Source organism: Phaeobacter sp. JH20_08, from assembly GCF_048056635.1.
Lineage (GTDB): Bacteria > Pseudomonadota > Alphaproteobacteria > Rhodobacterales > Rhodobacteraceae > Phaeobacter > Phaeobacter bryozoorum.
This window is the reverse complement of the sequence record NZ_JAYMVV010000011.1, coordinates 89376-111777: the sequence shown is the minus strand read 5'-3', so window position 1 is coordinate 111777 and position 22402 is coordinate 89376. Positions and strand designations below refer to the sequence as shown.

At 61.6% G+C, this 22402-nt stretch carries 22 protein-coding genes; 15 read left to right on the top strand and 7 right to left on the bottom strand.

Annotation, left to right across the window (positions count from 1 at the left end):
- Positions 1-61 precede the first annotated feature (61 nt).
- Both VWY75_RS11070 and VWY75_RS11065 read right to left on the bottom strand, forming a co-directional pair.
- Positions 62-235, bottom strand: coding sequence for a DUF1328 domain-containing protein (locus VWY75_RS11070; RefSeq protein WP_340545865.1), 174 nt, complete (start codon positions 233-235; stop codon positions 62-64).
- Between the two features lie 20 nt (positions 236-255).
- Complete coding sequence (locus tag VWY75_RS11065; protein WP_416541680.1) at positions 256-723, bottom strand: hypothetical protein; 468 nt, start codon at positions 721-723, stop codon at positions 256-258.
- A gap of 144 nt (positions 724-867) precedes the next feature.
- On the opposite strand from VWY75_RS11065, the gene VWY75_RS11060 reads away from it, so the two are divergent.
- Positions 868-1542, top strand: a complete 675-nt coding sequence (locus tag VWY75_RS11060; RefSeq protein ID WP_416534243.1) for a Crp/Fnr family transcriptional regulator — start codon at positions 868-870, stop codon at positions 1540-1542.
- A gap of 83 nt (positions 1543-1625) precedes the next feature.
- Here VWY75_RS11060 and VWY75_RS11055 read toward each other — a convergent pair whose 3' ends face one another.
- Positions 1626-5300 (bottom strand): DUF2891 family protein, encoded by a 3675-nt coding sequence (locus VWY75_RS11055; RefSeq protein WP_416538939.1) that lies wholly within the window; start codon positions 5298-5300, stop codon positions 1626-1628.
- A 386-nt stretch (positions 5301-5686) separates the two neighbouring features.
- On the opposite strand from VWY75_RS11055, the gene dusA reads away from it, so the two are divergent.
- The 4 genes from dusA to VWY75_RS11035 all read left to right on the top strand — a co-directional run bounded on the left by dusA (position 5687) and on the right by VWY75_RS11035 (position 9333).
- On the top strand, positions 5687-6709 hold the full coding sequence (gene dusA / locus VWY75_RS11050; protein ID WP_416538938.1) for a tRNA dihydrouridine(20/20a) synthase DusA: 1023 nt from the start codon (positions 5687-5689) through the stop codon (positions 6707-6709).
- Positions 6710-6922: 213 nt separating this feature from the next.
- Positions 6923-7789, top strand: a complete 867-nt coding sequence (locus VWY75_RS11045; RefSeq protein WP_416538937.1) for a sulfite exporter TauE/SafE family protein — start codon at positions 6923-6925, stop codon at positions 7787-7789.
- 25 nt (positions 7790-7814) lie between these two features.
- Positions 7815-8609, top strand: a complete 795-nt coding sequence (locus VWY75_RS11040; protein ID WP_416538936.1) for a hypothetical protein — start codon at positions 7815-7817, stop codon at positions 8607-8609.
- 55 nt (positions 8610-8664) lie between these two features.
- A complete protein-coding gene (locus VWY75_RS11035; RefSeq protein ID WP_416538935.1) occupies positions 8665-9333 on the top strand; it encodes an HNH endonuclease in 669 nt (222 codons plus the stop codon).
- A 184-nt stretch (positions 9334-9517) separates the two neighbouring features.
- Here the strand turns inward: VWY75_RS11035 and VWY75_RS11030 are convergent, their stop codons facing one another.
- Genes VWY75_RS11030 through ccmI form a run of 3 tightly spaced genes read right to left on the bottom strand, consistent with a single transcriptional unit; the run spans position 9518 to position 11477 of the window.
- Positions 9518-9751 (bottom strand): DUF1289 domain-containing protein, encoded by a 234-nt coding sequence (locus VWY75_RS11030; RefSeq protein ID WP_340545858.1) that lies wholly within the window; start codon positions 9749-9751, stop codon positions 9518-9520.
- A gap of 5 nt (positions 9752-9756) precedes the next feature.
- The gene (ruvX, locus tag VWY75_RS11025; protein ID WP_340545857.1) at positions 9757-10230 is read right to left on the bottom strand and encodes a Holliday junction resolvase RuvX; all 474 of its coding nucleotides are present in this window, start codon (positions 10228-10230) and stop codon (positions 9757-9759) included.
- Positions 10227-11477: a c-type cytochrome biogenesis protein CcmI gene (gene ccmI, locus VWY75_RS11020; protein WP_416538934.1), complete on the bottom strand. Its 1251-nt coding sequence runs from the start codon at positions 11475-11477 to the stop codon at positions 10227-10229. Before ccmI ends, ruvX begins: the two co-directional genes overlap by 4 nt.
- 281 nt (positions 11478-11758) lie before the next feature.
- Here ccmI and VWY75_RS11015 point away from each other — a divergent pair, with 281 nt between their 5' ends.
- The 9 genes from VWY75_RS11015 (at position 11759) to VWY75_RS10975 (ending at position 19761) form a co-directional block, all read left to right on the top strand.
- Positions 11759-13003: a sarcosine oxidase subunit beta family protein gene (locus VWY75_RS11015; RefSeq protein ID WP_340545855.1), complete on the top strand. Its 1245-nt coding sequence runs from the start codon at positions 11759-11761 to the stop codon at positions 13001-13003.
- Positions 13004-13036: 33 nt separating this feature from the next.
- Positions 13037-13366: a sarcosine oxidase subunit delta gene (locus tag VWY75_RS11010; protein WP_340545854.1), complete on the top strand. Its 330-nt coding sequence runs from the start codon at positions 13037-13039 to the stop codon at positions 13364-13366.
- 58 nt (positions 13367-13424) lie between these two features.
- Complete coding sequence (locus VWY75_RS11005) at positions 13425-16457, top strand: sarcosine oxidase subunit alpha family protein (protein WP_416538933.1); 3033 nt, start codon at positions 13425-13427, stop codon at positions 16455-16457.
- Entirely contained in the window at positions 16450-17022 is a 573-nt protein-coding gene (locus VWY75_RS11000; RefSeq protein ID WP_416538932.1) for a sarcosine oxidase subunit gamma, read from the top strand. Before VWY75_RS11005 ends, VWY75_RS11000 begins: the two co-directional genes overlap by 8 nt.
- Positions 17023-17201: 179 nt before the next feature.
- A complete protein-coding gene (locus VWY75_RS10995) occupies positions 17202-17657 on the top strand; it encodes a hypothetical protein (RefSeq protein WP_340545851.1) in 456 nt (151 codons plus the stop codon).
- Positions 17658-17771: 114 nt separating this feature from the next.
- Entirely contained in the window at positions 17772-18197 is a 426-nt protein-coding gene (locus VWY75_RS10990) for a hypothetical protein (RefSeq protein WP_416534192.1), read from the top strand.
- 168 nt (positions 18198-18365) lie between these two features.
- Positions 18366-18965: a superoxide dismutase gene (locus VWY75_RS10985; protein WP_102896828.1), complete on the top strand. Its 600-nt coding sequence runs from the start codon at positions 18366-18368 to the stop codon at positions 18963-18965.
- 143 nt (positions 18966-19108) lie between these two features.
- Positions 19109-19309, top strand: a complete 201-nt coding sequence (locus VWY75_RS10980; RefSeq protein ID WP_416538931.1) for a hypothetical protein — start codon at positions 19109-19111, stop codon at positions 19307-19309.
- Entirely contained in the window at positions 19309-19761 is a 453-nt protein-coding gene (locus tag VWY75_RS10975) for a host attachment family protein (protein WP_340545848.1), read from the top strand. Before VWY75_RS10980 ends, VWY75_RS10975 begins: the two co-directional genes overlap by 1 nt.
- An 87-nt stretch (positions 19762-19848) precedes the next feature.
- Here the strand turns inward: VWY75_RS10975 and VWY75_RS10970 are convergent, their stop codons facing one another.
- Positions 19849-20391 carry a TIGR00730 family Rossman fold protein gene (locus VWY75_RS10970; protein ID WP_340545847.1) on the bottom strand — a complete coding sequence of 181 codons (543 nt, stop codon included), beginning with the start codon at positions 20389-20391 and terminating at the stop codon, positions 19849-19851.
- 164 nt (positions 20392-20555) lie between these two features.
- Between VWY75_RS10970 and VWY75_RS10965 the strand changes: the two genes are divergently transcribed.
- Entirely contained in the window at positions 20556-22301 is a 1746-nt protein-coding gene (locus tag VWY75_RS10965) for a LysM peptidoglycan-binding domain-containing protein (protein ID WP_416538930.1), read from the top strand.
- The last annotated feature ends 101 nt before the right edge of the window (positions 22302-22402 follow it).

Below are 22402 nucleotides of genomic sequence, written 5' to 3'. Positions count from 1 at the left end.
TCAGGTCATGAGATGCCAGCCCATGCGGGGCGTAAACCGGCGGCATTTGGCCAGACGGCGTTTAGACCGGCGGCTTACCCTTGAGTGCGCGCATGACCATGGCCACGACGAACAGCACCAGGAATATGAAGAACAGGATCTTGGCGATGCCTGCCGATGCCCCGGCGATGCCGCCAAATCCGAGTAGGGCCGCGATCAGCGCCACGACCAGAAATGTAATTGCCCAACCAAGCATTCTCTCTCTCCTCCAAAAGGTTAGTCCACGATCCGCAGATGAGGAGACAACGTTTCAGCTTGCGAATTGTTCCCGGCAGGTTTCCTGGCCCCCTTGCGCCGCGGCGTCAGCCAGCTCTTGATCATTGACGCCGAAAACGGGCGAAACAGCACGGGCCAGGGGTAGGTGCCTATGTCGGCAAGCTCCAGTTCAGCCTCGGCCCGGGTGCCCATCAGAACCAATGTGCCAGACCGCGCCGCAATGATCTCGTCCAGTTTCAGCTGGTCGATCTGTGCGCTGCCGACCTCGGCAAAGACCACGGCCAGAGTGTGGCTCTTGCAGATATCCGGCATGGCCGCGTCGATCGACGGATGGCACAGCACCTCGGCGTTGGTCTCGCATTCATGAATTGTATCTGAGATATCGCAGGTGGTCAGATGATCCTGTGTTGCAATGATATAAATTTGGGTTTCCGCAGCGGTCGTATTGACCGGAACATCGTCTTGCATAAGCTGATAGACCTTCGTTTCGTGCATTCTGCGCCGAATTCAGCCTGCTCGCATTAATCTGTGACATACCATTTAGGGAATAATCCAGTGTCGACCACCGATTGCAAAGATTGTCCCCTGCGGCATCGTGATGTGTTCACGCCGATGACGGAGCAGGAGCTGGCGTTTACCCAAGGGTTCAAGACCGGCGAACTGGTTGTCGATCCGGGCACCACGATCCTGCTGGAAGGGTCAAACAGCCCGCAGCTCTACACCGTGCTAAAAGGGATGGGGACCCGCTACACCACGTTGGAGAATGGCCGTCGGCAGGTGATCAACTTTATTTTTCCTGGTGATTTCATCGGTTTGCAGGCCGGTCTTATGGGGGAGATGAAACATTCGGTCGAGGCCACAACCGCGATGACGCTCTGCGTGTTTCGCCGGTCCGAGACCTTTCGCCTGTTTGAACAGAACCCGGCGCGGGCCTATGATCTGACCTGGATCGCCGCCGTGGAGGAGCATTTCCTCGGCGAGACCATCGCTTCGCTCGGGCAGCGCGACGCTTCGCAGCGGATTGCCTGGGCGCTGGTGAAAATCTACCTGCGGCTGCGCGCTGTCGGTCTTGAGGTCGGCAATACGGTTCCGCTGGCCTATCGCCAGCAGGATCTGGCGGATGCCCTTGGTCTGTCGCTGGTCCACACCAACAAGCGGCTTAAGGTGCTGCGGGATGCGGGCCTTGCCGAATGGCAGAACGGGCTCTTGTCGATCACGGATCTTCAGGCGCTGGCAGACCTGGCGCTTGTCGATCTGGAAAAACCCGAAACGCGCCCGCTGATCTGACCGATCAGCGGCCTGGACGCAGGCAGGGTGCGGCGCCTACAGCGACCGCAGCAGCTTTCGAACCCTGCCTGCCATTCTCCCGATCAGAAGATGAAGTCTTCTTCCTCAAGCTCCTGATCGGATTGGATCGTCACCAGTCTGGTTCCCTCATCAAGCTCAATATTGAAACTGGTCTGCCCGTCGGAATGGCTCAAGGCTGCCATCAGGGCTTGGGGATCGGCGAAGAAAGAAGTCAGAGCAGAGACATCAATCTGATCAGCGTCGCCGTTTTGCCCAAAGTCGGTGATCTGCACTGACCCGGTATCCGCCGTCACGGCAAAGACGTCGTTCCCTGCGCCGCCGGTCAGAACATCGTCACCCGCGCGGCCATTGAGGATATCATCGCCGTCGCCGCCATTCAGGTAGTTGTCCGCATCGTCGCCACGCAATGTGTCATCGGCGGTGCCGCCCAGAATGTTTTCAATGCGGGTGTAGCTGTTGTGGTACTGATCCGTTCCCGTGTTGAGATCAATGTTGAAGCCATAGCCGCGAACATCTGAATTCGCGATGTCATAGGTATCGCTCCCCGCACCACCATCAAACACGTCGCCGGTTCCGTCGTCAAAACCCGCGCGCAACGTGTCGTTGCCGTGGCCGCCCCGCAGGATGTCCTTGCCGTTGCCGCCGTCGAGCACATCAGCGCCATACCGCCCGGAAAGCGTGTCATTGCCATTGCCGCCATGCAGATAGTTGCGCGAGCCGTTGCCAAGCAACCGATCATTCGTATCGCTGCCCAGAATGTTCTCGATACCGGAGTAGGTATTGCCGTATTGATCCGTGCCATCCCGGAGATCGATATTGAACCCATAAACGCTGACATCGGAATTTGCGATGTCATAGGTATCTCTGCCCGCGCCACCGATAAAGACATCGCCGGTGCCATCGTCAAAACCGGCACGCAGGGTGTCATCGCCAGTGCCGCCGTCCAGGGTATCCTTGCCGCCCTGGCCGTCCAGCAGATCATCGCCCGCCCCTCCGGAAAGCAGATCATTGTCATTGCCGCCGATCAGGATATCGGCACCATCGCCGCCGGCGCCGGGCACCCAGTCATCAATCTGCGTGGTCAGGCTGCCATCCGGGTCAGCCACCGGCAGCTGCGTCGGCAGGTCGGCTGCAAAAGACGCGAAGTTCGGCAGCCAATGGCCAGGCCCGATGTTGGCGCCCATTTCCGCAGCATAAGTTTCGGTCCATTCCACAACATTCGAATAGGCATGATAAAAGGCCGGGTTCTCTGTTTCGGCAAACATCGCCCAATAGCCATAGGCCGAAGAGATCGCGATACCAGCCGAATGCGAAAACCCGATCCCCGCATCCAGACGTGCACCTTCGGTATCCAGCAGCTCTTCAAGCGAACCATCGGTGACGCTCTGCAACATCTGGGCATGGATGTCGTCAAACAGCGCCGTATCTGTTTCTCCCGCAATCACATGGGCATAGGCCGAGAGCGAAAGCGACGAAAAGAAATCGCCGTCATCAATTTCCGTCTCCCCGGATACATTCGTATCCGACTGAATTTGCTCAAACATCTGCATGTAACGTGCTTCAGCCGGCGCATCGTTCTGATGCTGGGCGTATTGGATCAGATTTGCGATCTGCCAGTTTGCATCACCGTAGGAGCCCGTACCCGCATCGGAAGTTCCGGCTTCAATGCGTTGGGACAGACGGGCCTCCAGTTCGGCGGAAAAATGATCGCCGGCAGGTGCCAGGTTGTCGATGCCATTGTCCTGAAGCTTGGTGTCCAGTTTCAGCAGCCACGCCCAGCCATAAGGGTCGTTATGGGTGAGGTCGATTTCGCCCTGCACGTCCTCGGCGGAAAAACGGTCATCGGCAAAGGCCTGCAACCCGGCTTGATCGCCAGTGGCCTCGTAGGCCGCAACATTGGCCAGATGAGCATGCACGCTGGAATGCCAGTCAACCGAGCCATTGAAAATCGGCGCTGTGGCATGACCCCTTGCGTCAAGATACCGGTCGGCCAACGCATCAAAGGTGGTCAACAGCTCATCATCAGCATCGCCATTGAGGTAATCCGTCTCCAGCACAGGATCACCCGGGTCGGTAACACCGTCGTCAGGATCGGAGGTGTCTCCTCCGACTTCCTGCCAGGTGGCACCGGTTTCGCTGACAACCAGTTCCAGGTCCTGCTGGCTGACTTCTGCACCATTCGCATCAGTCCCGATGACGGAGATTTCATAGATATGGTCCCGGTCCAGATCCCAGACCTCTTCGTAGTTGGGCGTGAACCAATCCTGATAGGAGACATCGCCGCTATCAGGATCAACCAGGAATATCGCGGCGTCCTGCCCCGTCAGCGTGTAGGTTACACCGGCAGCGTTTTCCCCCTCCCAGACGCCTGCACCGGGGTCTTGCTGATCCGAGCCGCCGTTGCCAGGATTGGGGATGTCGCCAGTGGCGTCCTGCCAGGTGGCACCGGTTTCGCTGACAACCAGTTCCAGATTCTGCTGGCTGACTTCGGCACCATTCGCATCGGTCCCGATGACAGAGATTTCATAGATATGGTCCCGGTCCAGGTCCCAGACCTCTTCGTAATTTGGCGTGAACCAATCCTGATAGGAGACATCGCCAGTGTCAGGATCAACCACGAATATCGCAGCGTCCTGCCCGGCCAGCGTATAGGTGACGCCAGTTCCGCCAGTTCCGCCAGTTCCGCCAGTTCCGCCTGTGCCGGTGCCTGTGTCGACATCAGGCGGAGGTGTGTCGGGGCCTGCGCCACCGCTGCCGGTATCACCGCCGCCGAATTCGGTCGGACCTTCGCCGGTGTCGGTACCGGTCAAGGCGCCCGACAGCCCAAGATCCGCCGCTGTCAGGGGTGTTTGATGCTGGATCGTGATCACCAGCTCCCCACCGGTGACATTGAGGTTCAACGTGGTCTGATAGGGACCGAAGGTCATGCCGGACGACACCGCCTCCGCTGAACCATAGCCAGTCAGCTCCGACAGATCGATCATATCCGCAGCGCCATTTGCGCCGAAATCGGTGATCAACAGGCGGCCCGGCACGTCTTGGATCAGAAAGATATCGTCGCCATCCCCGCCGGAAATTGTATCGCTGTCGCCGCCACCGGAAAGCAGGTCATTGCCGCTGCCGCCGCTCAGCAGGTCATCTCCGCTGCCGCCCAGCAGCGTGTCGTTGCCAACACCTGCGGTCATCGTGTCGCTGCCCGAGCCGCCTTCTGCATAAAACGACGAACCGGCCAAGGCGCCATCGACAATATCATCGCCCGCATCCATGAAAATCCGGTCGGAGTCTTCGAACGTACCGATGAACGCGATGTCGTTTCCGTTCCCGCCATGGATCTCATCATTGCCCTGGCTGCCGGCCAGCACGTCATTGCCGTCGCCGCCATAGACAGTGTCGGTGCCAATGCTGCCAATCAGATGGTCGTCACCACTGCGCCCAAAGATAAGATCATCACCGTCGCGGCCAAAAACATGGTCATTGCCCGCGCCTGTGTCGATCACATCATTGCCGTATAGCCCCTCGATTTCGTCATCGCCGTCACCGCCTATGAGGGTATCGTCGCCGTGCCCCCCCCGCAGCGTGTCATTCCCGCTGCCGCCGACAAGTGAATCATTGCCCGCATCTCCGATCAGGCTGTCGTCGCCCCCCAGCCCAACGAGCGTATCCGCGCCCGCCGTGCCGATGATCGTGTCTGCGTTGACTGTTCCTCTGACGGGGTTCACCGGATTTACTGGCATCATCTTTCCTTCGTACAACGGAAATCGTGAATTAACGGATTTCAAATCCGTCTAGCACGAAAGCAGGGCATCAATAGATTTATGGAGAAAATTGGGCCAAATTGCCCGGAAATGGTTAATAATAATGATCAATGTTTAGCTAAATTTTTCTAGAAAACCCGGACTGTTTCCAGAACGCGCCCAATCCATTTGATCGGCCCGAGCTGATCAGTCCGCTATCGTCGTCAGGGGCGGGACTGATTGGGTAGGATGGCAGCCCGGCAGTGTCCGAACCGGAGTGCTGGAACTTGGGGTGGAAACAGTGCTACACGGCGCCGTCGGTGCTACAGTCTGTAGCGCCGCACCCGATAACGGGGCTGAATCGGGCCAGATCGAGGGAAACGGTGACAATGGAAAACTCGAAAAACCAAGAAGAAATAAGGTTTTCCGAAGTTGGGAACGCGGCGCGTCTTTCCGTGGCTCCCATGATGGACTGGACCGACCGCCATTGCCGGTATCTGCACCGGCTGCTGAGCCGTGAGGCGCTGCTTTATACCGAGATGGTAACGGCACCTGCCTTGGTGCGGGGCGGGGCGCTGCATCTGTTGGACTTCAGTGCCGAAGAGCATCCGGTGGCGCTGCAACTGGGCGGCTCTGACCCGGAGGAGCTGGCGCAGGCTGCCGTGTTCGGCGCCGAGGCGGGCTATGATGAGATCAATCTGAACTGTGGCTGCCCGAGCGACCGGGTGCAGTCGGGGGCCTTTGGCGCCGTGCTGATGAAAACGCCGGATCTGGTGGCCGATTGTGTTGCTGCCATGCGGGCAAAGGTCGATGTCGAGGTGACGGTGAAATGCCGCATTGGCGTTGATGACCAGGACCCGCAGGAGGTGCTGCCTGCCTTTCTTGAACGGATCGCGGCGGCGGGCTGCGAGCGGGTGACGATCCACGCGCGCAAAGCCTGGCTAAAGGGACTGAGCCCCAAGGAAAACCGCGATATCCCGCCCCTCGACTACGAGATCGTGCATCAGATGAAGGCGGAATTCCCGCAGCTGCATATCTCGCTCAACGGAGGGGTCGCACGGCTGGAGGATGCGCTTCTGCATCTGGAACGGGGCCTTGACGGCGTCATGATCGGTCGCGCCGCCTATCATCAGCCCAGCGATATCCTGTCACAGGCGGATCCGCTCATTTTTGGCAGCGGCAGCGGAACCGATCCGGTCGCGGTTGTCGGGCAGATGCTGGGGTATATCGACGATCAGATGGCGCAAGGTGCGCGATTGCATCAGATCACCCGGCATATGCTGGGGCTGTTTGCAGGCCGTCCGGGAGCGCGCAATTGGCGGCGGGTGCTGTCCGAAGGCGCCAGCCGACCGGGCGCAGATACAAGGTTGGTGGAGACCGCCCTGGAGCAGGTGACAGGCCTCGCGGCCTGATCCACCGGCGCGCGGAGGGGCAGGGCGCGGATCCACCGGCGCAGCCCTGCGACCACGGGTCACCGCCACAAGCTGCTAAGCCGCACGAATTCCTGAGACAATTTTTGCCCGCCCATGCTAGGGGATGGGAATGTCAGCGCAAGACAGCCGCCCATATCCGCTGCGGATGGGGTCGGTCTGCGGCCGCTGATCCGGGTAAGAGGAGAGCCGCCGATGTCAGCCCTGACAACCAGTCTTGTGACCACTGCCACCCTCTGGCCGGAGCCTGCCGTGCTGGCGCAGATGGCCGGTCTCTTGATCGTGACAGGCGCGGTGGCCGGGGTTCTGGCGGGCCTGCTGGGGGTTGGCGGCGGCATCGTTCTGGTGCCTGCGTTTTTCTACGTGTTTCAGACGCTGGGCTATGGGGGCGACCAGCTGATGCAGATGTGTCTGGCAACGTCTCTGGCGACGATCATCGTGACCTCTCTGCGCTCGGTGATGAGCCACAACAAGAAGGGGGCCGTGGATTGGGACATCCTGCGCGGCTGGGGGCCCGGAATTGCCATCGGCGCCATCGTCGGCGTCACCGTTGCGGCGTCTTTGCGGTCAACCACATTGCAGGCGCTGTTTGGCGTGCTGGCGCTGGTGATTGGTTGTTACATGGCCTTTGGCCGCTCCGATTGGCGGCTGGGCAACGAGATGCCCAAGGGCGCGCGCCGCATCATCCTGTCCCCCATGGTCGGGTTCCTGTCGGTGCTGATGGGCATCGGCGGCGGCAGTTTTGGCGTGCCATTGATGAGCCTGCATGCCACGCCCATTCACCGGGCTGTGGCCACGGCGGCGGGCTTTGGTGTGATCATCGCGGTGCCGTCGGTGATTGGCTTTCTGTTCCTGCCGGTTGAGGCCGCAGCGCGCCCGCCACTCACCGTTGGAGCGGTTAATCTCGTCGCCTTTGTCGTGGTGATCGCGATGACGCTGATCACCGCCCCCTGGGGGGTGAAGCTGGCCCATGCGATGGATCCGAAACCGCTGAAACGGGTGTTTGCGGTCTTTCTGATCCTTGTCGCGCTCAATATGCTGCGCAAGTCTCTGGGCTTCTGATTTCAGGTATTGGTAAGGTTTTGCAATGGATTGGCAGCGGTTCTTGACAAAGGGGTGGTGTGATTTTCCGGCCCATGCTGCCACATTGGCCTGGGCGCGCCACGCCCATCAGGCCGGGATCCAGGCCCTCAACGATCCGACCAATGCCGACTGGCTGCAATGTGAGGGCACCTGGTTCATCGGTGTTGATGCGCTGCCCAATGACGGGCGCGGCCAGCTGCCCGAGGGGCCGCCGCTGGCCGGCCCCGCCATCGACTTCATCAGCGCCCATCTTGGCGGCCTGCCGGATCTGCATCGCGCGCAGGTCTCCTCTGTCTTTCCGGGCTATCCACGGCCGCGCCCAGGTGAGGGGGAGGCGGCGCTGCGCTACCGGATCAACCGCGACGCGGCGCATGTGGACGGGGTGAAGATGTTCGGGGAGACCCGTCGCCGCCGGGTCGAGGAACCCCATGCCTGGGTGCTGGGGCTGCCGCTGAATGTCAGCAGTCCCGATGCTTCGCCGCTGGTGATCTGGGAGGGCAGCCATGTGATCATGCGCCGCGCCTTTGCAGCGCTGTTTCAGGGCGTCCCTGCGCAGCAATGGGGCGAAGTGGATGTGACCGACGCCTATACCGCTGCGCGCCGGGAGGTGTTTGACACCTGCCCAAGGATCACGGTTTCAGCCCGCCCCGGTGAGGCCTATCTGATGCACCGGCTGTGCCTGCATGGTGTCGCGCCATGGGCCGAGGGGGCCAGCGCCCCCGAAGAGGGCCGCATGATCGCCTATTTCCGTCCCGAGCTGGCGAATTGGACCCAGAGGTGGCTGGCGGAGTGGGAGTAGAGGGCATCATTGGGTTCTTCAGTGTTGAGATCACTTTAGTTGGGAAGGACGTTGGGTGAAGTCACTTAGAGAATATGGTGTCGAGGCTCAGCACCTGCGGCAGGCTTTGGAGAGCTTTAAGGCCGGGAACCACCATGGTGTCAAATACACGCCGTCAACCAGCACCTACATTCTATGCCGTATTGATTTTGAGCTATGGGATCTAAAACCGGTGGTGCGTATGGCATTGCGCCTAGTGGGCGAAAATATTGATCCGAACAATTTTACATCTCAACGGTTCCAAGGCGAGTTATCGACCCTTGGATATCATATTGTTCGGTTCGATGAACTCCGGCAGCGCCGCCTTGGCATGCGAGGGTTCGATGCAGATGAATTGATTGCTCCGCATCGTGTATACGTACCACCCTTCATGGCGGAGAAACGCAATGGATTTGCTTTTCCCGATGTTACAGGTGGTCAAGCGGGGCCAGCTTTCAGAAAGGGCGTGAGCAACCGGTTCGTTCGAAACTCCGAAGTTAGTCAACGAGTGAGACAGAGGGCCAACGGTATCTGTGGCGCGTGTCAAAACAAGTCTTTCGAAACCCCAAATGGTGGGTGGTTTTTGGAGGTGCATCACAAAAAATGGCTAAGCGAAGGCGGTGCTGATGTTGAGGAAAACATGATTGCCCTCTGTCCGAACTGCCACCGTCAGGAGCATTTCGGTAAGAATCGAAGGTACCGATGAATGAGGTGCCGGCAGATAAAAGGTCAGCATCCCTGCCTGAATGTTTCGCGTGCGAAACAATGGGTCAGCAGTTATTCCGCATGATTTTCAGAAGGTTACCGGGGCGTGCGCAACCATTGGCGGGCAAAAGCCGAGCGCTGTCAGCCCGCTATCCGTTGCCACACGACATGTGCCGCGCGCCGCGTTAGCTGCGGTTTAGGCGGGCGCTGCGGCCGCCGCGGCGCTTGGTCAGCTCCTTGGCGCGGTCGGGCAGGGCTGCGAGCAGCTCGGCGCGTTCTTCGTTGCTCATCTTTGACCAGCGGGTGATTTCGTCGATGGAGCGATAGCAGCCGGTGCAGATCCGCGCCTCGGGGTGGACGACACAGATTTGGATGCAGGGGGACTGCACCTCGTCACGTTTCCAGACCTCGTCACTCATGCGTTTTATCCCGCCTTGATATGGCGCATGCGATCCAGCGCCCCTTGCAGGATATACGATGCGGCAACATGGTCGATCACCTCTGCGCGACGCTTTCGGCTCGTATCCGCCTCCAGAAGCGCCCTTTCGGCGGCGACCGTGCTCAACCTTTCGTCCCAGAAGCCGATCGGCAGTTCGGTCAGCTTGGCCAGATTGCGGGCAAAGGCGCGGGTTTTCTGGCAGCGCGGCCCTTCGGAGCCGTCCATATTGCGCGGCAGCCCCAGCAGCAGGGCGCCGACCTCGCGGGTCTTGACGATCTCGAACAGGCGGTCGGCATCCAGGGTGAATTTCTTGCGCCGGATGGTTTCCAGCGGCGTCGCCACGGTGCCCATACGGTCGGAGATGGCGACACCAACGGTTTTGTCGCCAAAATCCAGCCCCGCAATCGGGGTGAAGGCGGGGACGGCTGCGGCGAAGGCTTCGAAGTCGTCATGGATCATTGGGTCAGTCCTGCATTTTTCGCGGCTTCGGTGATGGTGGCGAGCGCCTCTGGCATCTCGGCAAAGACCTCTTGTGCCTCCGCGTAGATCGCCTGCGCGCGCTCGGTCTCTTGCAGCACGGCAAGGGCGCCGATCAGCCGCGCCCATTCCTGCGGTGTGCCGCCGCTGTCGGCCAGCCGCTGCGACAGCCCCTCGACCATGCCGCGGATCATCTGCTGGCGTTCCTGCGCGCTCATCTCCCCGGCCGCGGCGATATCGTCCTGGCTGGGACCGGAGAGCGCCGGGGTTCCGCCGGGGGCCGGTCTGCTGCCGGGGGCGATCGGCGTATAGTCGACCCCGGCGCGATAGGCGATATCCTCGATCTGGGCGGAGATGGCGGTGATCCAGGGGGCGCCCTCCGGTCCCATGGCCAGGGTCTCGCTCCAGACCTCATAGGCGAGGTCCGGGCGGCCGATCTGCGCCATCATCAGCCCCCAGTAGTAGCGCGCGCCGCCATCAAAGCGGTTGAGCGTCAGTGCGGTGCGCAGGGCGTCCTCGGCTTCTGGGGAGACATAGCCGCCTGCGGCCATGATCTGCAGCTCTGCCAGCTCGCCGAAATCACGCGCCTCGACGTCGCCGGACATGATGCGGATGTAATTGGCCTTGGCCTGCGCGGCGGCGGCGAAATTGCCGAGGTTCGCCTCATGCTGGGCGAGCAGCGCCTGGCCCTGGGCGTCGTTGGTGCGGGCGGCGGCGGTGTCGCGCAGCTGATCGACCAGGGTCGCGTATCCGGGTTCCACCACGCGTTCGGGGCGGGCGGGGGCATCGGCCTCGGCTTCGGCCTGCGAGGGGCGGCTGGCGGCGCGTTCGGCGGCGGCATCAATCCGCAGCTGCAGGCCCAGATCGCTGTATCCGGGTGCCCCGAGATTGGCATAGAGCAGATAGGTGCCGGCGCAGATCACAGTGGTCAGCACAACAGCGGTTGCGCCGGTCAGCAGGCGCGGCTGCGAGCGGCCGGTGGCGGCGGCCTGCGCCTGGGCATCGGCGGTCAGGATGCGGCGCGAAATCTCTGTGCGGACCCGTTCGGCGTCGCCCTCCTGCAGCACGCCACGCGCCAGATCCTTGTCCACGTCGCGCAGCTGCTGGCGATAGACCTGAAGATCATAGGCCGCAGCAGGCGCGCCGCTGTCACGGCCCCGCAACAGCACAAGGGACAGCAGAATGGCCGTGGCCAGCGTGATAAGACTGATGACAATCCAGAAGGTCATGGCGGCTCCCGCAGTTTCACACTCATGTATAGGGGCGCAGGCGCGGAAAAAAGGCCTAACTGCTGCGGCGCGCTGTCCCGGCTGGTCGGAGGGCCGCCTGCGCGCCAAAGCACAGGCAAAGCTCAGCCTACAGCTTCGGGCAAAGCGGCGGGCATAGCGGCGGCGGCGCGTCGTCTTTGGGTCCGCATGTCGCAACCATGCACGATTGCGACGATAAACGGCGCAGCCCGGGGCGATCTGTGGTGCATACCCGGTAGCAGTCTCGAACCACGGATTCGCCCATGAAACGTTATTCTGCCTTTGCTGTCGCGCGTGAGGCGCTGCGCTACCACACCGGATGGGAACGCGCCTGGCGCTCGCCTGAACCGAAACGCCACTATGATGTGATCATCGTCGGGGCCGGGGGGCATGGTCTGGCCACAGCCTATTTCCTTGGCAAGAATTTCGGCATCACCAATGTCGCCGTTCTGGAAAAGGGCTGGCTGGGCGGCGGGAATACCGGGCGTAACACCACCATCATCCGCTCCAACTACCTGCAGGATCCCTCGGCGGCGATCTATGAGAAGGCGCGCTCGCTCTATGAGACGATGAGCCAGGACATCAACTACAACGTGATGTTCAGCCCGCGCGGCGTGATCATGCTGGCGCAGACCGAGCATGAGGTGCGCGGCTACAAGCGCACCGCCCATGCCAATGCCCTGCAAGGCGTGCAGACCGAATGGATCGAGCCTGCGCGCGTGAAGGAGCTGGTGCCGATCATCAACCTCGAAGGGCCGCGCTATCCGGTTCTGGGCGGCCTCTGGCAGGAACGCGGCGGCACCGCGCGCCACGATGCGGTGGCCTGGGGCTATGCGCGGGCCTGTTCCAACATGGGTATGGACATCATTCAGCAGTGTGAAGTCACCGGCGTGCGCAATGAGAATGGCCGCGTGGTTGGCGTCGACACCACCAAGGGCGCCATCGACTGCGACAAACTGGGCATGGTGGTTGCGGGCAATTGTTCGCATCTGTCGGACATGGCGGGTTTCCGTCTGCCGGTGGAAAGCGTGGCGCTGCAGGCGCTGGTGTCCGAGCCGATCAAACCCTGCATGGATGTGGTTGTGATGGCCAATACCGTGCATGGCTACATGTCGCAGTCCGACAAGGGCGAGATGGTCATCGGCGGCGGCACCGACGGGTTCAACAACTACACCCAGCGCGGATCTTTCCATCATATCGAGGAAACCGTGCGCGCGCTCAACGAGACCTTCCCGATGGTCAGCCGTCTGAAGATGCTGCGCCAGTGGGGCGGGATCGTGGATGTGACCGGCGACCGCTCGCCGCTGATCTCCAAGACGCCGGTTGGCAATATCTTTGTCAACGCAGGCTGGGGTACCGGCGGTTTCAAGGCGATCCCGGGCTCTGGCTGGGCGATGGCGGAGCTGATGGCCACAGGTCATTCGCCGCTGGCCGAAGAGTTTTCGATGATGCGCTTCAAGGAAGGCAAATTCATCGACGAGAGCGTCGCCGCCGGTGTGGCGCACTAACGCTGCAGAATTCAATTTTACGGAGCAAGCACAATGCTGATCCTTGAATGCCCCTATTGCGGCGTCAAAGCCGAAGAAACTGAACTGGCCGCTGGTGGCGAGGCGCATCTGAAGCGTTTTGGTCCCGGCTCGTCGGATGACGAGTTTCATGACTATCTGTTCATGCGCGAAAACCCCAAGGGCGTGCATTTTGAGCGCTGGCGCCATGCCAATGGCTGCGGCAAGTGGTTCCATGCTGCGCGCTGCACCACCACGCTTGAGGTTTTTGGCACCTACAGCGCCCAGACCACCGAGCCGCCCAAGGACATTCTGGATGCGGTCACGGCCAAGCGCCCCGGTTGGACATGGCGGGATCTGAAATGATCGCCTGTCTGAACGTTACCTCCCTTTTCGTCGCCCTCTCTTGCGAAAGGTCCGCCACATGAGCACGCGCCTTGCCAAAAACGGCCGGTTGATCGACCGCTCCAAACCGATCGAATTCACCTTCAACGGCAAGCGGATGAAGGGCTATGCAGGCGACACGCTGGCGTCGGCCCTGTTGGCCAATGACCAGATGATGGTTGGCCGCTCGTTCAAATATCACCGCCCGCGCGGTCTGGTTGCGGCTGGCCCGGAAGAGCCCAACGCCCTTGTTGGTCTGGGCACCGGCGACCGGTTTGAACCCAACCAGCGCGCCACCACGACCGAGCTGTTCTCGGGCCTGTCGGCGCAGTCGCAGAACCATTGGCCGAGCCTTGAGTTCGACGTGGGCGTGGCCAATAACGCGCTGGCGCGGTTCCTGCCTGCGGGGTTCTACTACAAGATGTTCATCCACCCGCGTCCGCTGTGGAAACATGTCTACGAGCCGATCATCCGCCAGTCCGCCGGTCTGGGCAAAGCGCCCGACAAGGAGCTGAAGGACGCCGACACCTACGAGCATTTCTATTATTTCGTCGATGTGCTGGTGATTGGTGGTGGTGTTGCGGGTTTGCAGGCGGCCAAGGCTGCGGCGATGTCCGGTGCCAAGGTTCTGCTGCTGGAGCAGCACAACTATTGGGGCGGCCGCGCGCCGGTTGATGGCGGCACCATCGACGGGATGGAACCCGGCGCTTGGGTCGAGAAAACCCTCGCCGAGCTGCGGGGCATGGACAATGTGCTGCTGCGCGACCGCTGCATGGGCGCGGGCGTCTATGATCACGGCTATGCGCTGGGGTATGAGCGTCTGACCGATCATGCGCCGGGGCAGGGTGGTCCGCGCCACCGTCTGTGGCGGATCCGGGCCAGCCAGATTGTGACGGCGACCGGTGCGATTGAACGGCCTTTGTCCTTTGCGGGCAATGATGTGCCGGGCGTGATGCTGGCGGCCTCGATGCGCGACTATGCGGTGAACTGGGGGGTGACACCCGGCCAGAAAGTGGTTGTGGCCACCAACAATGATGACGCCTATCGCACCGCGATTGCGCTGCATGCTGCGGGTGTCGAGGTGGTGCGCGTGCTGGATGCCCGCGACAGCGGCGGCGGCGCGCTGATGGAAGAGGTTCGTCAGCTGGGCATCCGCGTCGAATGTGGCCGGGCCATTGCCAAGGTGAAAGGCGGCAAGCGCGTCACCTCGGTGGCGATCTGTGCCCAGAACGGCGAAGGTGGTGCGCAGGAGGAGGTCGAGGCCGATGCGGTCGCGATGTCCGGCGGCTGGTCGCCGGTGGTGCATCTGTGGTCCCACTGCGGCGGCAAGCTGGTCTGGGATCAGACCCATGCGAACTTCCGCCCCGATGCAACCCGTCCGCCGCTGGGTGCGGATGGCAAGGGTTTTGTGATTGCGGCGGGAGCTGCCAATGGTGCCGCTGGTCTGGCGGAGGCGCTGAGCGATGCGCAGGCCGCAGGCGAGGCGGCGGCGAAGGCTGCTGGCCGCAAGGTCAAGGCAGGCACCGCGCCCGTTGGTGATGCCCCGACAGAGACGGCGATGGAGCCGGTCTGGCTGATGCCTGCCAAGGCCGACATCAAGCTGCGGATGAAAACCTGGCTGGACTATCAGAACGACGTCAAAGTGTCGGATGTGCAGCTGGCCGCGCGCGAAGGGTTCGAAAGCGTCGAACATACCAAGCGCTACACCACGCTGGGCATGGCGACGGATCAGGGGAAGTTGAGCAATATCAACGGTCTGGCGATCCTTGCTGATGCGCTGGGGTCTGAAATCCCGCAAGTGGGCACCACCACCTTCCGTCCGCCCTATCACCCGATTTCGATGGGGGCGATCGGCGGTGAGGCCCGCGGGGAGATCTTCCAGCCGCTGCGCAAGACGCCGATGTATGACTGGCACGACAGCAATGGGGCGGATTGGGAACCGGTTGGCCAGTGGCGTCGCCCCTACGCCTATGTTCGCTCCGGCGAGAGCGTGCATGACGCGGTGAACCGCGAGGTGAGGAACACCCGCGAGAACCTCGGCCTGCTGGATGCCTCGACCCTCGGCAAGCTGGTCGTCAAAGGGCCGGATGCGGGCAAGTTCCTAGACATGATGTATACCAACATGATGTCGACGCTGAAGCCGGGCAAATGCCGCTATGGTCTGATGTGTTCGGAGAACGGTTTCCTGATCGACGACGGCGTGGTTGCGCGTATTGATGATGACACCTGGCTTTGCCACACCACCACCGGCGGTGCCGAGCGGATCCATGGCCACATGGAAGAATGGCTGCAGACCGAATGGTGGGACTGGAAAGTCTATGTTGCCAATGTCACCGAACAGCTGGCGCAGGTCGCCGTCGTTGGCCCCAACGCCCGCAAGGTGCTGGAAAAGCTGAATGAAAAAGCGGGCGGCGGTATGGATGTCTCCAAGGAGGCGCTGCCCTTCATGGAATGGCGTGATGGGGAAATCGGCGGCTTCAAGGCGCGGGCCTACCGCATCTCCTTCTCGGGCGAATTGTCCTACGAGATCGCGGTTGCGGCCTCCGAAGGTCAGGCGTTCTGGACTGCGTTGATGGAGGCGGGCAAGGAATTCGGGGTGATGCCTTATGGCACCGAATGTCTGCACATCCTGCGGGCCGAAAAGGGCTTTATCATGATCGGCGACGAGACTGACGGGACCGTTATCCCGCAGGATCTGGGGCTCAACTGGGCGCTGTCGAAGAAGAAAGAGGATTTCCTCGGCAAACGCGCGCATTCCCGCAGCCACATGGCCGATCCCGACCGCTGGCAGCTGGTGGGTCTGGAAACCGTAGACGGGTCGGTCCTGCCGGATGGCGCCTATGCGGTCGGCAATGGTGTCAACGCCAATGGCCAGAAAAACACCATCGGGCGCGTCACCTCGACCTATTATTCGGCCAATCTGGGCCGTGGCATTGCCATGGGTCTGGTCAAGCATGGTCCGAAGCGGATGGGCGAGGTGATCGAGTTCCCCGGCACCGACGGGACAATCTACAAGGCCAAGATCGTCGATCAGGTCTTTTACGACAAGGAAGGGGAGAAGCAGAATGTCTGATCCTGTCAGCGCAATGAATGGGGCGAAATTCTCCGGTCTGGCACAGGTCGAGGACAGCGGGTTGCAGGGTATGATCACTCTGCGCGGCGATCTGGCCTCTGCCACCCTGAAGGCGGCTGTAAAGGCCGCCACCGGCGCGGATGTGCCGACCAGCGGTCAGATCTCCCTGACCGAGCAGGGCGGTGTGGCCTGGATGTCGCCGGACGAGCTGCTGCTGCTGGTGCCTTACGGCGAGGTTGACGCCAAGGTGGCGGATCTGGCAGAGGCGCTGAAAGGCGAACATGCGCTGGCCGTCAATGTCTCCGACGCCCGTGGTCTGTTCCGTCTGTCCGGTGACAGCGCCCGCGAAGTTCTGGCGAAAATCTGCCCGGTCGATATGTCGGCTGAGGCCTTTAAACCGGGCCAGTTTCGCCGCACGCGCATGGCGCAGGTGGCGGCGGCCTTCTGGCTGGACAATAACGGTGCATTTCACATCGTTTGCTTCCGTTCAGTGGGCGGATATGTCTACAACTTGTTATGCACCGCCGCTCATCCACAATCTAAGGTAGGTGCGTTAACTGGTTAAGGCAATTTAGCCTTGTGGTGCGTTTTACGTGCAGGTAAAGTGCTTCTGGATTTCCGGGGGCACTTTTTACTTGGCTTTGTTGGTTCTTCACCATTTGTGATTCATGATCACCGCCAATTCGGGAGTTATCTGTCTGCTGCATAGCCGGGCTATGCTGTATTAACTGGTGGGAGGTTAATATGTTCAAGGTCGCTGACCTGCTGCTGCCAATTGCAAGGACGCTGGGCTTTGCTGCCTGCGTGGCACTTGGCACCGGTCTGGCGACCCCGGCGGCGGCGCTGGAAGGGATTTATACCTGCAAGGTGAAATCGCTGTCTGGCCGAGGGTGGATCCCGCCGCTGATCAGCCTGCGTTTCCACGATGAATGGTCGGCGGAAGTGGTGCATTCCGGCAATGTCAGTGCGCTGTCCGGCCGCCCGCTGAAGGCCGGGTTTTTCCGCATCAGCGATATCTCCTACCGGGTCAGCTGGACGGTCACCAGCGCCTCGGTCGGCAATGGCGCGAGCGCGGTGGAAACCCATTATCGCGCGGTGTTCAACACCCAGAACAAGAAACTGTCGGTAAAGGTGATCTCCGGTGGCGTCGGGGAGAAATCGCCACGCGGCATCGGCCAATGCGCCCAGGTCACAAGTTAGCTGATGATGTCGCGGCTGCATCGTAGCGGCAATTCCATAGAAAAGACTTCACAACCTGCGCGCGATTGACGATATAGCGGCTGTATCCATTTCCTGAGAGCGCGAGCATTCCCGATGAAATCTTTGATCAGAGCCGCAGTGGCGGCCTGCACCCTATTTGCCGCAGCGCCCGTTGTCGCGGCACCGGTGACCTATGATTGCCAGATCACCTCCTATGAGAAATACGGATGGCTGTCGCCGCGTGTTCTGGTCTTTGTCGATCATGACCAGAAAGTCACGGGCGTGATGGATGGCGTTATTGCCAGCGTACAGAAAACCCCGATGATCGTGCCTTACGATCTGCGTTCCAAAAACCGGCTCAAGCTGAAGTGGACCGTCAATAATATTGATGCGCGTTCGGGGTCTGCCAAGGCAAGCTATTCGGCCACGATGGATGAGCCGCGTATGAAGCTGTCGATTACAGCGCGCGTGCATGGCTATGATAACCGTCCGTCCGGCAGCGGGCCGTGCACCCGCAGCAACGTCAAGCTGAGCAAGTAAGCCCGCAGTGCAGGATCCGTTGCCGATCGTCTAACGGCCTGCGGCGGCTGCCTCTTTTCGCGCTGACCGGGTTATTTTTTAGCTGTTTCCCCGGCTTGGCCTTGACCAATGGGGGCACCAGCCGCATGTATCTGCCTAGGAACGAAACAGACAATACAGGGGGCCCAGATGGCTTTTGAACTTCCCGATCTTCCTTATGCCCATGACGCGCTGGCATCCAAAGGCATGTCCGCAGAAACGCTGGAATACCACCACGACCTGCACCACAAGGCCTATGTGGACAACGGCAACAAGCTGATCGCCGGCACCGAGTGGGACGGCAAGTCCATGGAAGAGATCATCAAGGGCACCTATGACGCAAATGCCGTCGCCCAGAGCGGTATCTTCAACAACATCTCCCAGCTGTGGAACCACAACCAGTTCTGGGAAATGATGGGTCCGGGCGACAGCAAGATGCCGGGCGAGCTGGAAAAGGCTCTGGTCGACAGCTTTGGCTCCGTTGACAAGTTCAAGGAAGAGTTCTCTGCCGCAGGCGCGGGTCAGTTCGGCTCCGGCTGGGCCTGGCTGGTCAAGGACACCGACGGCGGCCTGAAGGTGACCAAGACCGAAAACGGCGTGAACCCGGTCTGCTTTGGTCAGACAGCACTGCTGGGCTGTGACGTGTGGGAGCATTCCTACTATATTGATTTCCGCAACAAGCGTCCGGCCTATCTGACCAACTTCCTCGACAATCTGGTCAATTGGGAAAACGTCGCTTCGCGCATGTGATCTTTTGGGATCAGTGATTGATCTTGGGCCTCGTCCGGTATCGGACGGGGCCTTTCTTTATTGCGCGGGGGCGCGCCGAGGGGGGAACAAAACGCCTCTTTGGCGGTTGTGTTGGTGAACCCCGATAAAAATGGAGGACCGACATGGCAGACCGCGTGAGATCAAAGGATGGCCGTCAGGAAACCAAGGAAATCCTGGGCGCCGAGGGCAGCGTTTCGCATGGCGGGCGCACCGGTGGCCGACTGGCCCGGGAGGTGGCGACCGAGGACGAGGAAAAACGTGCCAAGGAACGCCCTGTCGGTGCGACACGGGTGACCAAATCCAACGAGCAGGAGGACCAATAATGGCTCAGCTAGACCACGGCACATATGTTCTGGTGACCGACAGCGAAAAGGCATTGCTGCTGCAAAACACCACCGATGCGCAGAACCCGCATCTGGAGGTGCGCCGCAAGGAAGAGCAGGACAATCCCTCCGATATCGAACAATCGGCCAACCGTCCCGGCCGGATGCACGACGGCGGTGTTGGCCACCGTTCGGCGCTGGATGATACCGACTGGCACGAACTGGCCAAGGAGCGCTTTGCCGACGATATCGCAGAGCTGCTCTATGAGCGGGCGCACAAGGGCAAACTGGGCAAGATCGTTCTGGTCGCCTCGCCGCAGGTGCTCGGCAATCTGCGCGACAAGCTGCACAAGGAGGTGCAGGATCTGGTGCTGGCGGAGATCCCGAAGACGCTGACCAACCACCCGATCGACGAGATCGAGAAGATTGTCCAGCAGGAGCTGGCCGCCTGATCCCGGCGGTGTGCGCGAAACGCATTTATCTGGCAAATTTACAGACCAACGCGGTGCAGGAATGCGCCGCGTTATTTGTTGTCGAGATCAGCCGCGCAGCGCGGTCAGCGCATCCTCGACGCTGGTGACCCAGGTGAGCGCCGCCGTTGTCTCGGCCCCCGCGAACCCTTCGGCCACCACATGCTCCACCAGGGCCTTCAGCGGATCCCAGTAACCGTCGATGTTGAGGACCAGGATCGGTTTCCGGTGCAGGTCGAGCTGACGCCAGGTCAGCGCCTCGAACAGCTCGTCAAGCGAGCCGGCACCGCCCGGCAGCACCACCACGGCATCGGCGTTGTAGAGCATCACCTTTTTGCGTTCGTGCATGGTTTCGGTGACCACATAGGTGTTGAGGTCGGTCTTGGCGACCTCGCGGCGGACCAGATGTTCGGGAATGACGCCAAAGGTGCGCCCGCCCGCCGCCTGTGCCGCCCGCGCCACCCGGCCCATCAGCCCGACGTCCCCGGCGCCATAGACCAGCCGCTGGCCCTGTTGGGCAAGGCCGGTTCCGAGCGCCTCGGCGGCCTCGGCATAGGCCGGACGGATCCCATCGCGCGATCCACAATACACACAGACGGAATGAATACGCATGGCAGTCACCTTTTTTGTTGTGTTCGGCGGGGAAATAAGTCGTCCTTTGGTCCCTGATAGCGGCATTGTATGGCTGGCTCAAGCAAGCGGGGGGGACATCCCGCAGGATCGGACCCGAGGACGACCGGTGGAGGTCTTTTCGGGGTCGGAAGGGAAGGAATGGAATGACGGATGTAACGGGCAAAGGTGGCATATCCGCCATCGCCATCGGGGGCGCTGCTGCGGTGGTCGCGGTGCTGGGCGGGGTGGTTTTCCTGCAATGGGGCGGTGGTGAGCGCGGCGCGGGCGGCGATGGCTCCGCCGCCAATGGCGACAAGGTGGTGATCACGCCGAGCGTCTCCGCCTCAGATCGCAAGCTGGCTTCGCCCGAGGTGGGCAGCGATGCGCCCGAAGAGACGGTGGCAGAAACCGAGGTGACAGTGGCTGCGGCGGATGTGGCGGCACCGGCCGAGGTCGATCAGCCTGCGGGCGGTGAAGCGCCTGTCGAAGCGGCGCCGCGCGCGGATGCGGAGCAGGCGGCCGAGGCCGAGCAGGCGGCCGAGGTGGTTGTGGCAGGGGCAGCAGAGACCAGCGCCGTCGAGGCCGCGCCATCGGCAGATGAGACGTCTGCTGAAACACCCGCCGTGACGCTGACAGCCCCGCAGATGGATCTTGCACGATTTGAGACCGATGGCAGCGGAATGGTTGTCGGGCGGGCGACGCCGGGATCGGTGATCTCGCTGATGCTGGACGGTGCGGTGCTGGAGACGCTGACGGTGCCGTCGGATGGCAGCTTTGTGCTGTTCACCTCGGTTGCGCCCTCGGATCAGCCGCAGGTGATTTCGCTGACAGCCAGCTTGGGGGAGGCGGTTGCGGCCTCTGATGCAGAGTTCATTCTGGCACCTGTCGTGCCCGTCGCGCCGGTGCAGGTGGCACAGGCCGACGCGGTTGAGGCCCCGGTCGCCGAGGCGCCGGTGGCAGCGGATGTCGCAGCCGATGCGGCCGCCGAGGAAACCGCGACCGTGGCCGTTCAAAGCGAGGCTGCGCAGGCTGAGGCCGTGCAGAGTGAGGCGGTGGCAAGTGAGGCGGTGCAGGCTGAGGTCACGACCGCTGCAACGGAAACAGCTGAAGCCTCTCCTGTTGTGAGCGCTGCACCTGCCGCACCGGTGGTGGCAGAGCTGGCTGCAGAACCGGATGCAGATCCCGCAGATGTTGCGCAGGCTGCGGTGGACAGCCCGGCTGAGGATAGTGCGGTGGCACCTGCCGAGGTGGCGGAAACCACAGTCGAGGTGGCTGAGGCCGCTGCGGCGGATGTGGCGCAGACCACGGGCCAGGACGCGCCAGCCGCCGCCGCACCGGAACAGGTGGCGGTGCTGCGGTCCGATGCCAGCGGCGTGACGCTGGTCCAGCCCCCCACGCCGCGACTGGCAGAGGCGCCCGATACCGTGGCGCTGGAGACCATTTCCTATGATGATGCGGGCTCCGTGGTGCTGAGCGGGCGGGTGCGCGCGGATGCGGTGGTGCGCGCCTATCTCGACAATGCGGCGATTGCCGATCTGCCGGTGGATGAGGAAGGCCGCTGGTCCGGTATTCTGCCCAATGTGGCGCCGGGGATCTACGCGCTGCGACTGGATGCGTTGGATACCGAGGGCAAGGTGCTGAGCCGGCTTGAAACCCCGTTCAAACGGGAAGCGCCGGAGGTGCTGCAACCGCCTGTCGAAACCGCAGCTGCCCCCGATGCCGCCCCAACCGGCACGCAACCTCAGGTGCGCCTGGTCACGGTGCAGGAGGGCGATACGCTCTGGGCGATTTCGCGCGAACGTTATGGCGACGGGCTGCTGTATGTGCGGGTGTTTGATGCCAACCGCGCGGCGATCCGCAACCCGGATCTGATCTACCCCGGTCAGGTATTCTCGGTGCCGGTGCAATAAGACGACTGTCGCCGCGCGGGGGGCCTGCGCAAAGGCCGGGATAATAGTCGGGCCAAAAGTCGGGATACGGCGCAGGGCCATGCTGGCCAAATGGTCGGCAC

What these genes read in the sequence shown, in the direction of transcription:
- ruvX (WP_340545857.1), bottom strand. Translation starts at nt 10,230, where the DNA reads ATGATCCATGACGACTTCGAAGCCTTCGCCGCAGCCGTCCCCGCCTTC.
- VWY75_RS11015 (WP_340545855.1), top strand. Translation starts at nt 11,759, where the DNA reads ATGAAACGTTATTCTGCCTTTGCTGTCGCGCGTGAGGCGCTGCGCTAC.
- VWY75_RS10970 (WP_340545847.1), bottom strand. Translation starts at nt 20,391, where the DNA reads ATGCGTATTCATTCCGTCTGTGTGTATTGTGGATCGCGCGATGGGATC.
- dusA (WP_416538938.1), top strand. Translation starts at nt 5,687, where the DNA reads ATGGAAAACTCGAAAAACCAAGAAGAAATAAGGTTTTCCGAAGTTGGG.
- VWY75_RS10980 (WP_416538931.1), top strand. Translation starts at nt 19,109, where the DNA reads ATGGCAGACCGCGTGAGATCAAAGGATGGCCGTCAGGAAACCAAGGAA.
- ccmI (WP_416538934.1), bottom strand. Translation starts at nt 11,477, where the DNA reads ATGACCTTCTGGATTGTCATCAGTCTTATCACGCTGGCCACGGCCATT.
- VWY75_RS11055 (WP_416538939.1), bottom strand. Translation starts at nt 5,300, where the DNA reads ATGATGCCAGTAAATCCGGTGAACCCCGTCAGAGGAACAGTCAACGCA.
- VWY75_RS10975 (WP_340545848.1), top strand. Translation starts at nt 19,309, where the DNA reads ATGGCTCAGCTAGACCACGGCACATATGTTCTGGTGACCGACAGCGAA.
- VWY75_RS10985 (WP_102896828.1), top strand. Translation starts at nt 18,366, where the DNA reads ATGGCTTTTGAACTTCCCGATCTTCCTTATGCCCATGACGCGCTGGCA.
- VWY75_RS10995 (WP_340545851.1), top strand. Translation starts at nt 17,202, where the DNA reads ATGTTCAAGGTCGCTGACCTGCTGCTGCCAATTGCAAGGACGCTGGGC.
- VWY75_RS11010 (WP_340545854.1), top strand. Translation starts at nt 13,037, where the DNA reads ATGCTGATCCTTGAATGCCCCTATTGCGGCGTCAAAGCCGAAGAAACT.
- VWY75_RS10965 (WP_416538930.1), top strand. Translation starts at nt 20,556, where the DNA reads ATGACGGATGTAACGGGCAAAGGTGGCATATCCGCCATCGCCATCGGG.
- VWY75_RS11005 (WP_416538933.1), top strand. Translation starts at nt 13,425, where the DNA reads ATGAGCACGCGCCTTGCCAAAAACGGCCGGTTGATCGACCGCTCCAAA.
- VWY75_RS11065 (WP_416541680.1), bottom strand. Translation starts at nt 723, where the DNA reads ATGCAAGACGATGTTCCGGTCAATACGACCGCTGCGGAAACCCAAATT.
- VWY75_RS10990 (WP_416534192.1), top strand. Translation starts at nt 17,772, where the DNA reads ATGAAATCTTTGATCAGAGCCGCAGTGGCGGCCTGCACCCTATTTGCC.
- VWY75_RS11000 (WP_416538932.1), top strand. Translation starts at nt 16,450, where the DNA reads ATGTCTGATCCTGTCAGCGCAATGAATGGGGCGAAATTCTCCGGTCTG.
- VWY75_RS11045 (WP_416538937.1), top strand. Translation starts at nt 6,923, where the DNA reads ATGTCAGCCCTGACAACCAGTCTTGTGACCACTGCCACCCTCTGGCCG.
- VWY75_RS11070 (WP_340545865.1), bottom strand. Translation starts at nt 235, where the DNA reads ATGCTTGGTTGGGCAATTACATTTCTGGTCGTGGCGCTGATCGCGGCC.
- VWY75_RS11060 (WP_416534243.1), top strand. Translation starts at nt 868, where the DNA reads ATGACGGAGCAGGAGCTGGCGTTTACCCAAGGGTTCAAGACCGGCGAA.
- VWY75_RS11040 (WP_416538936.1), top strand. Translation starts at nt 7,815, where the DNA reads ATGGATTGGCAGCGGTTCTTGACAAAGGGGTGGTGTGATTTTCCGGCC.
- VWY75_RS11030 (WP_340545858.1), bottom strand. Translation starts at nt 9,751, where the DNA reads ATGAGTGACGAGGTCTGGAAACGTGACGAGGTGCAGTCCCCCTGCATC.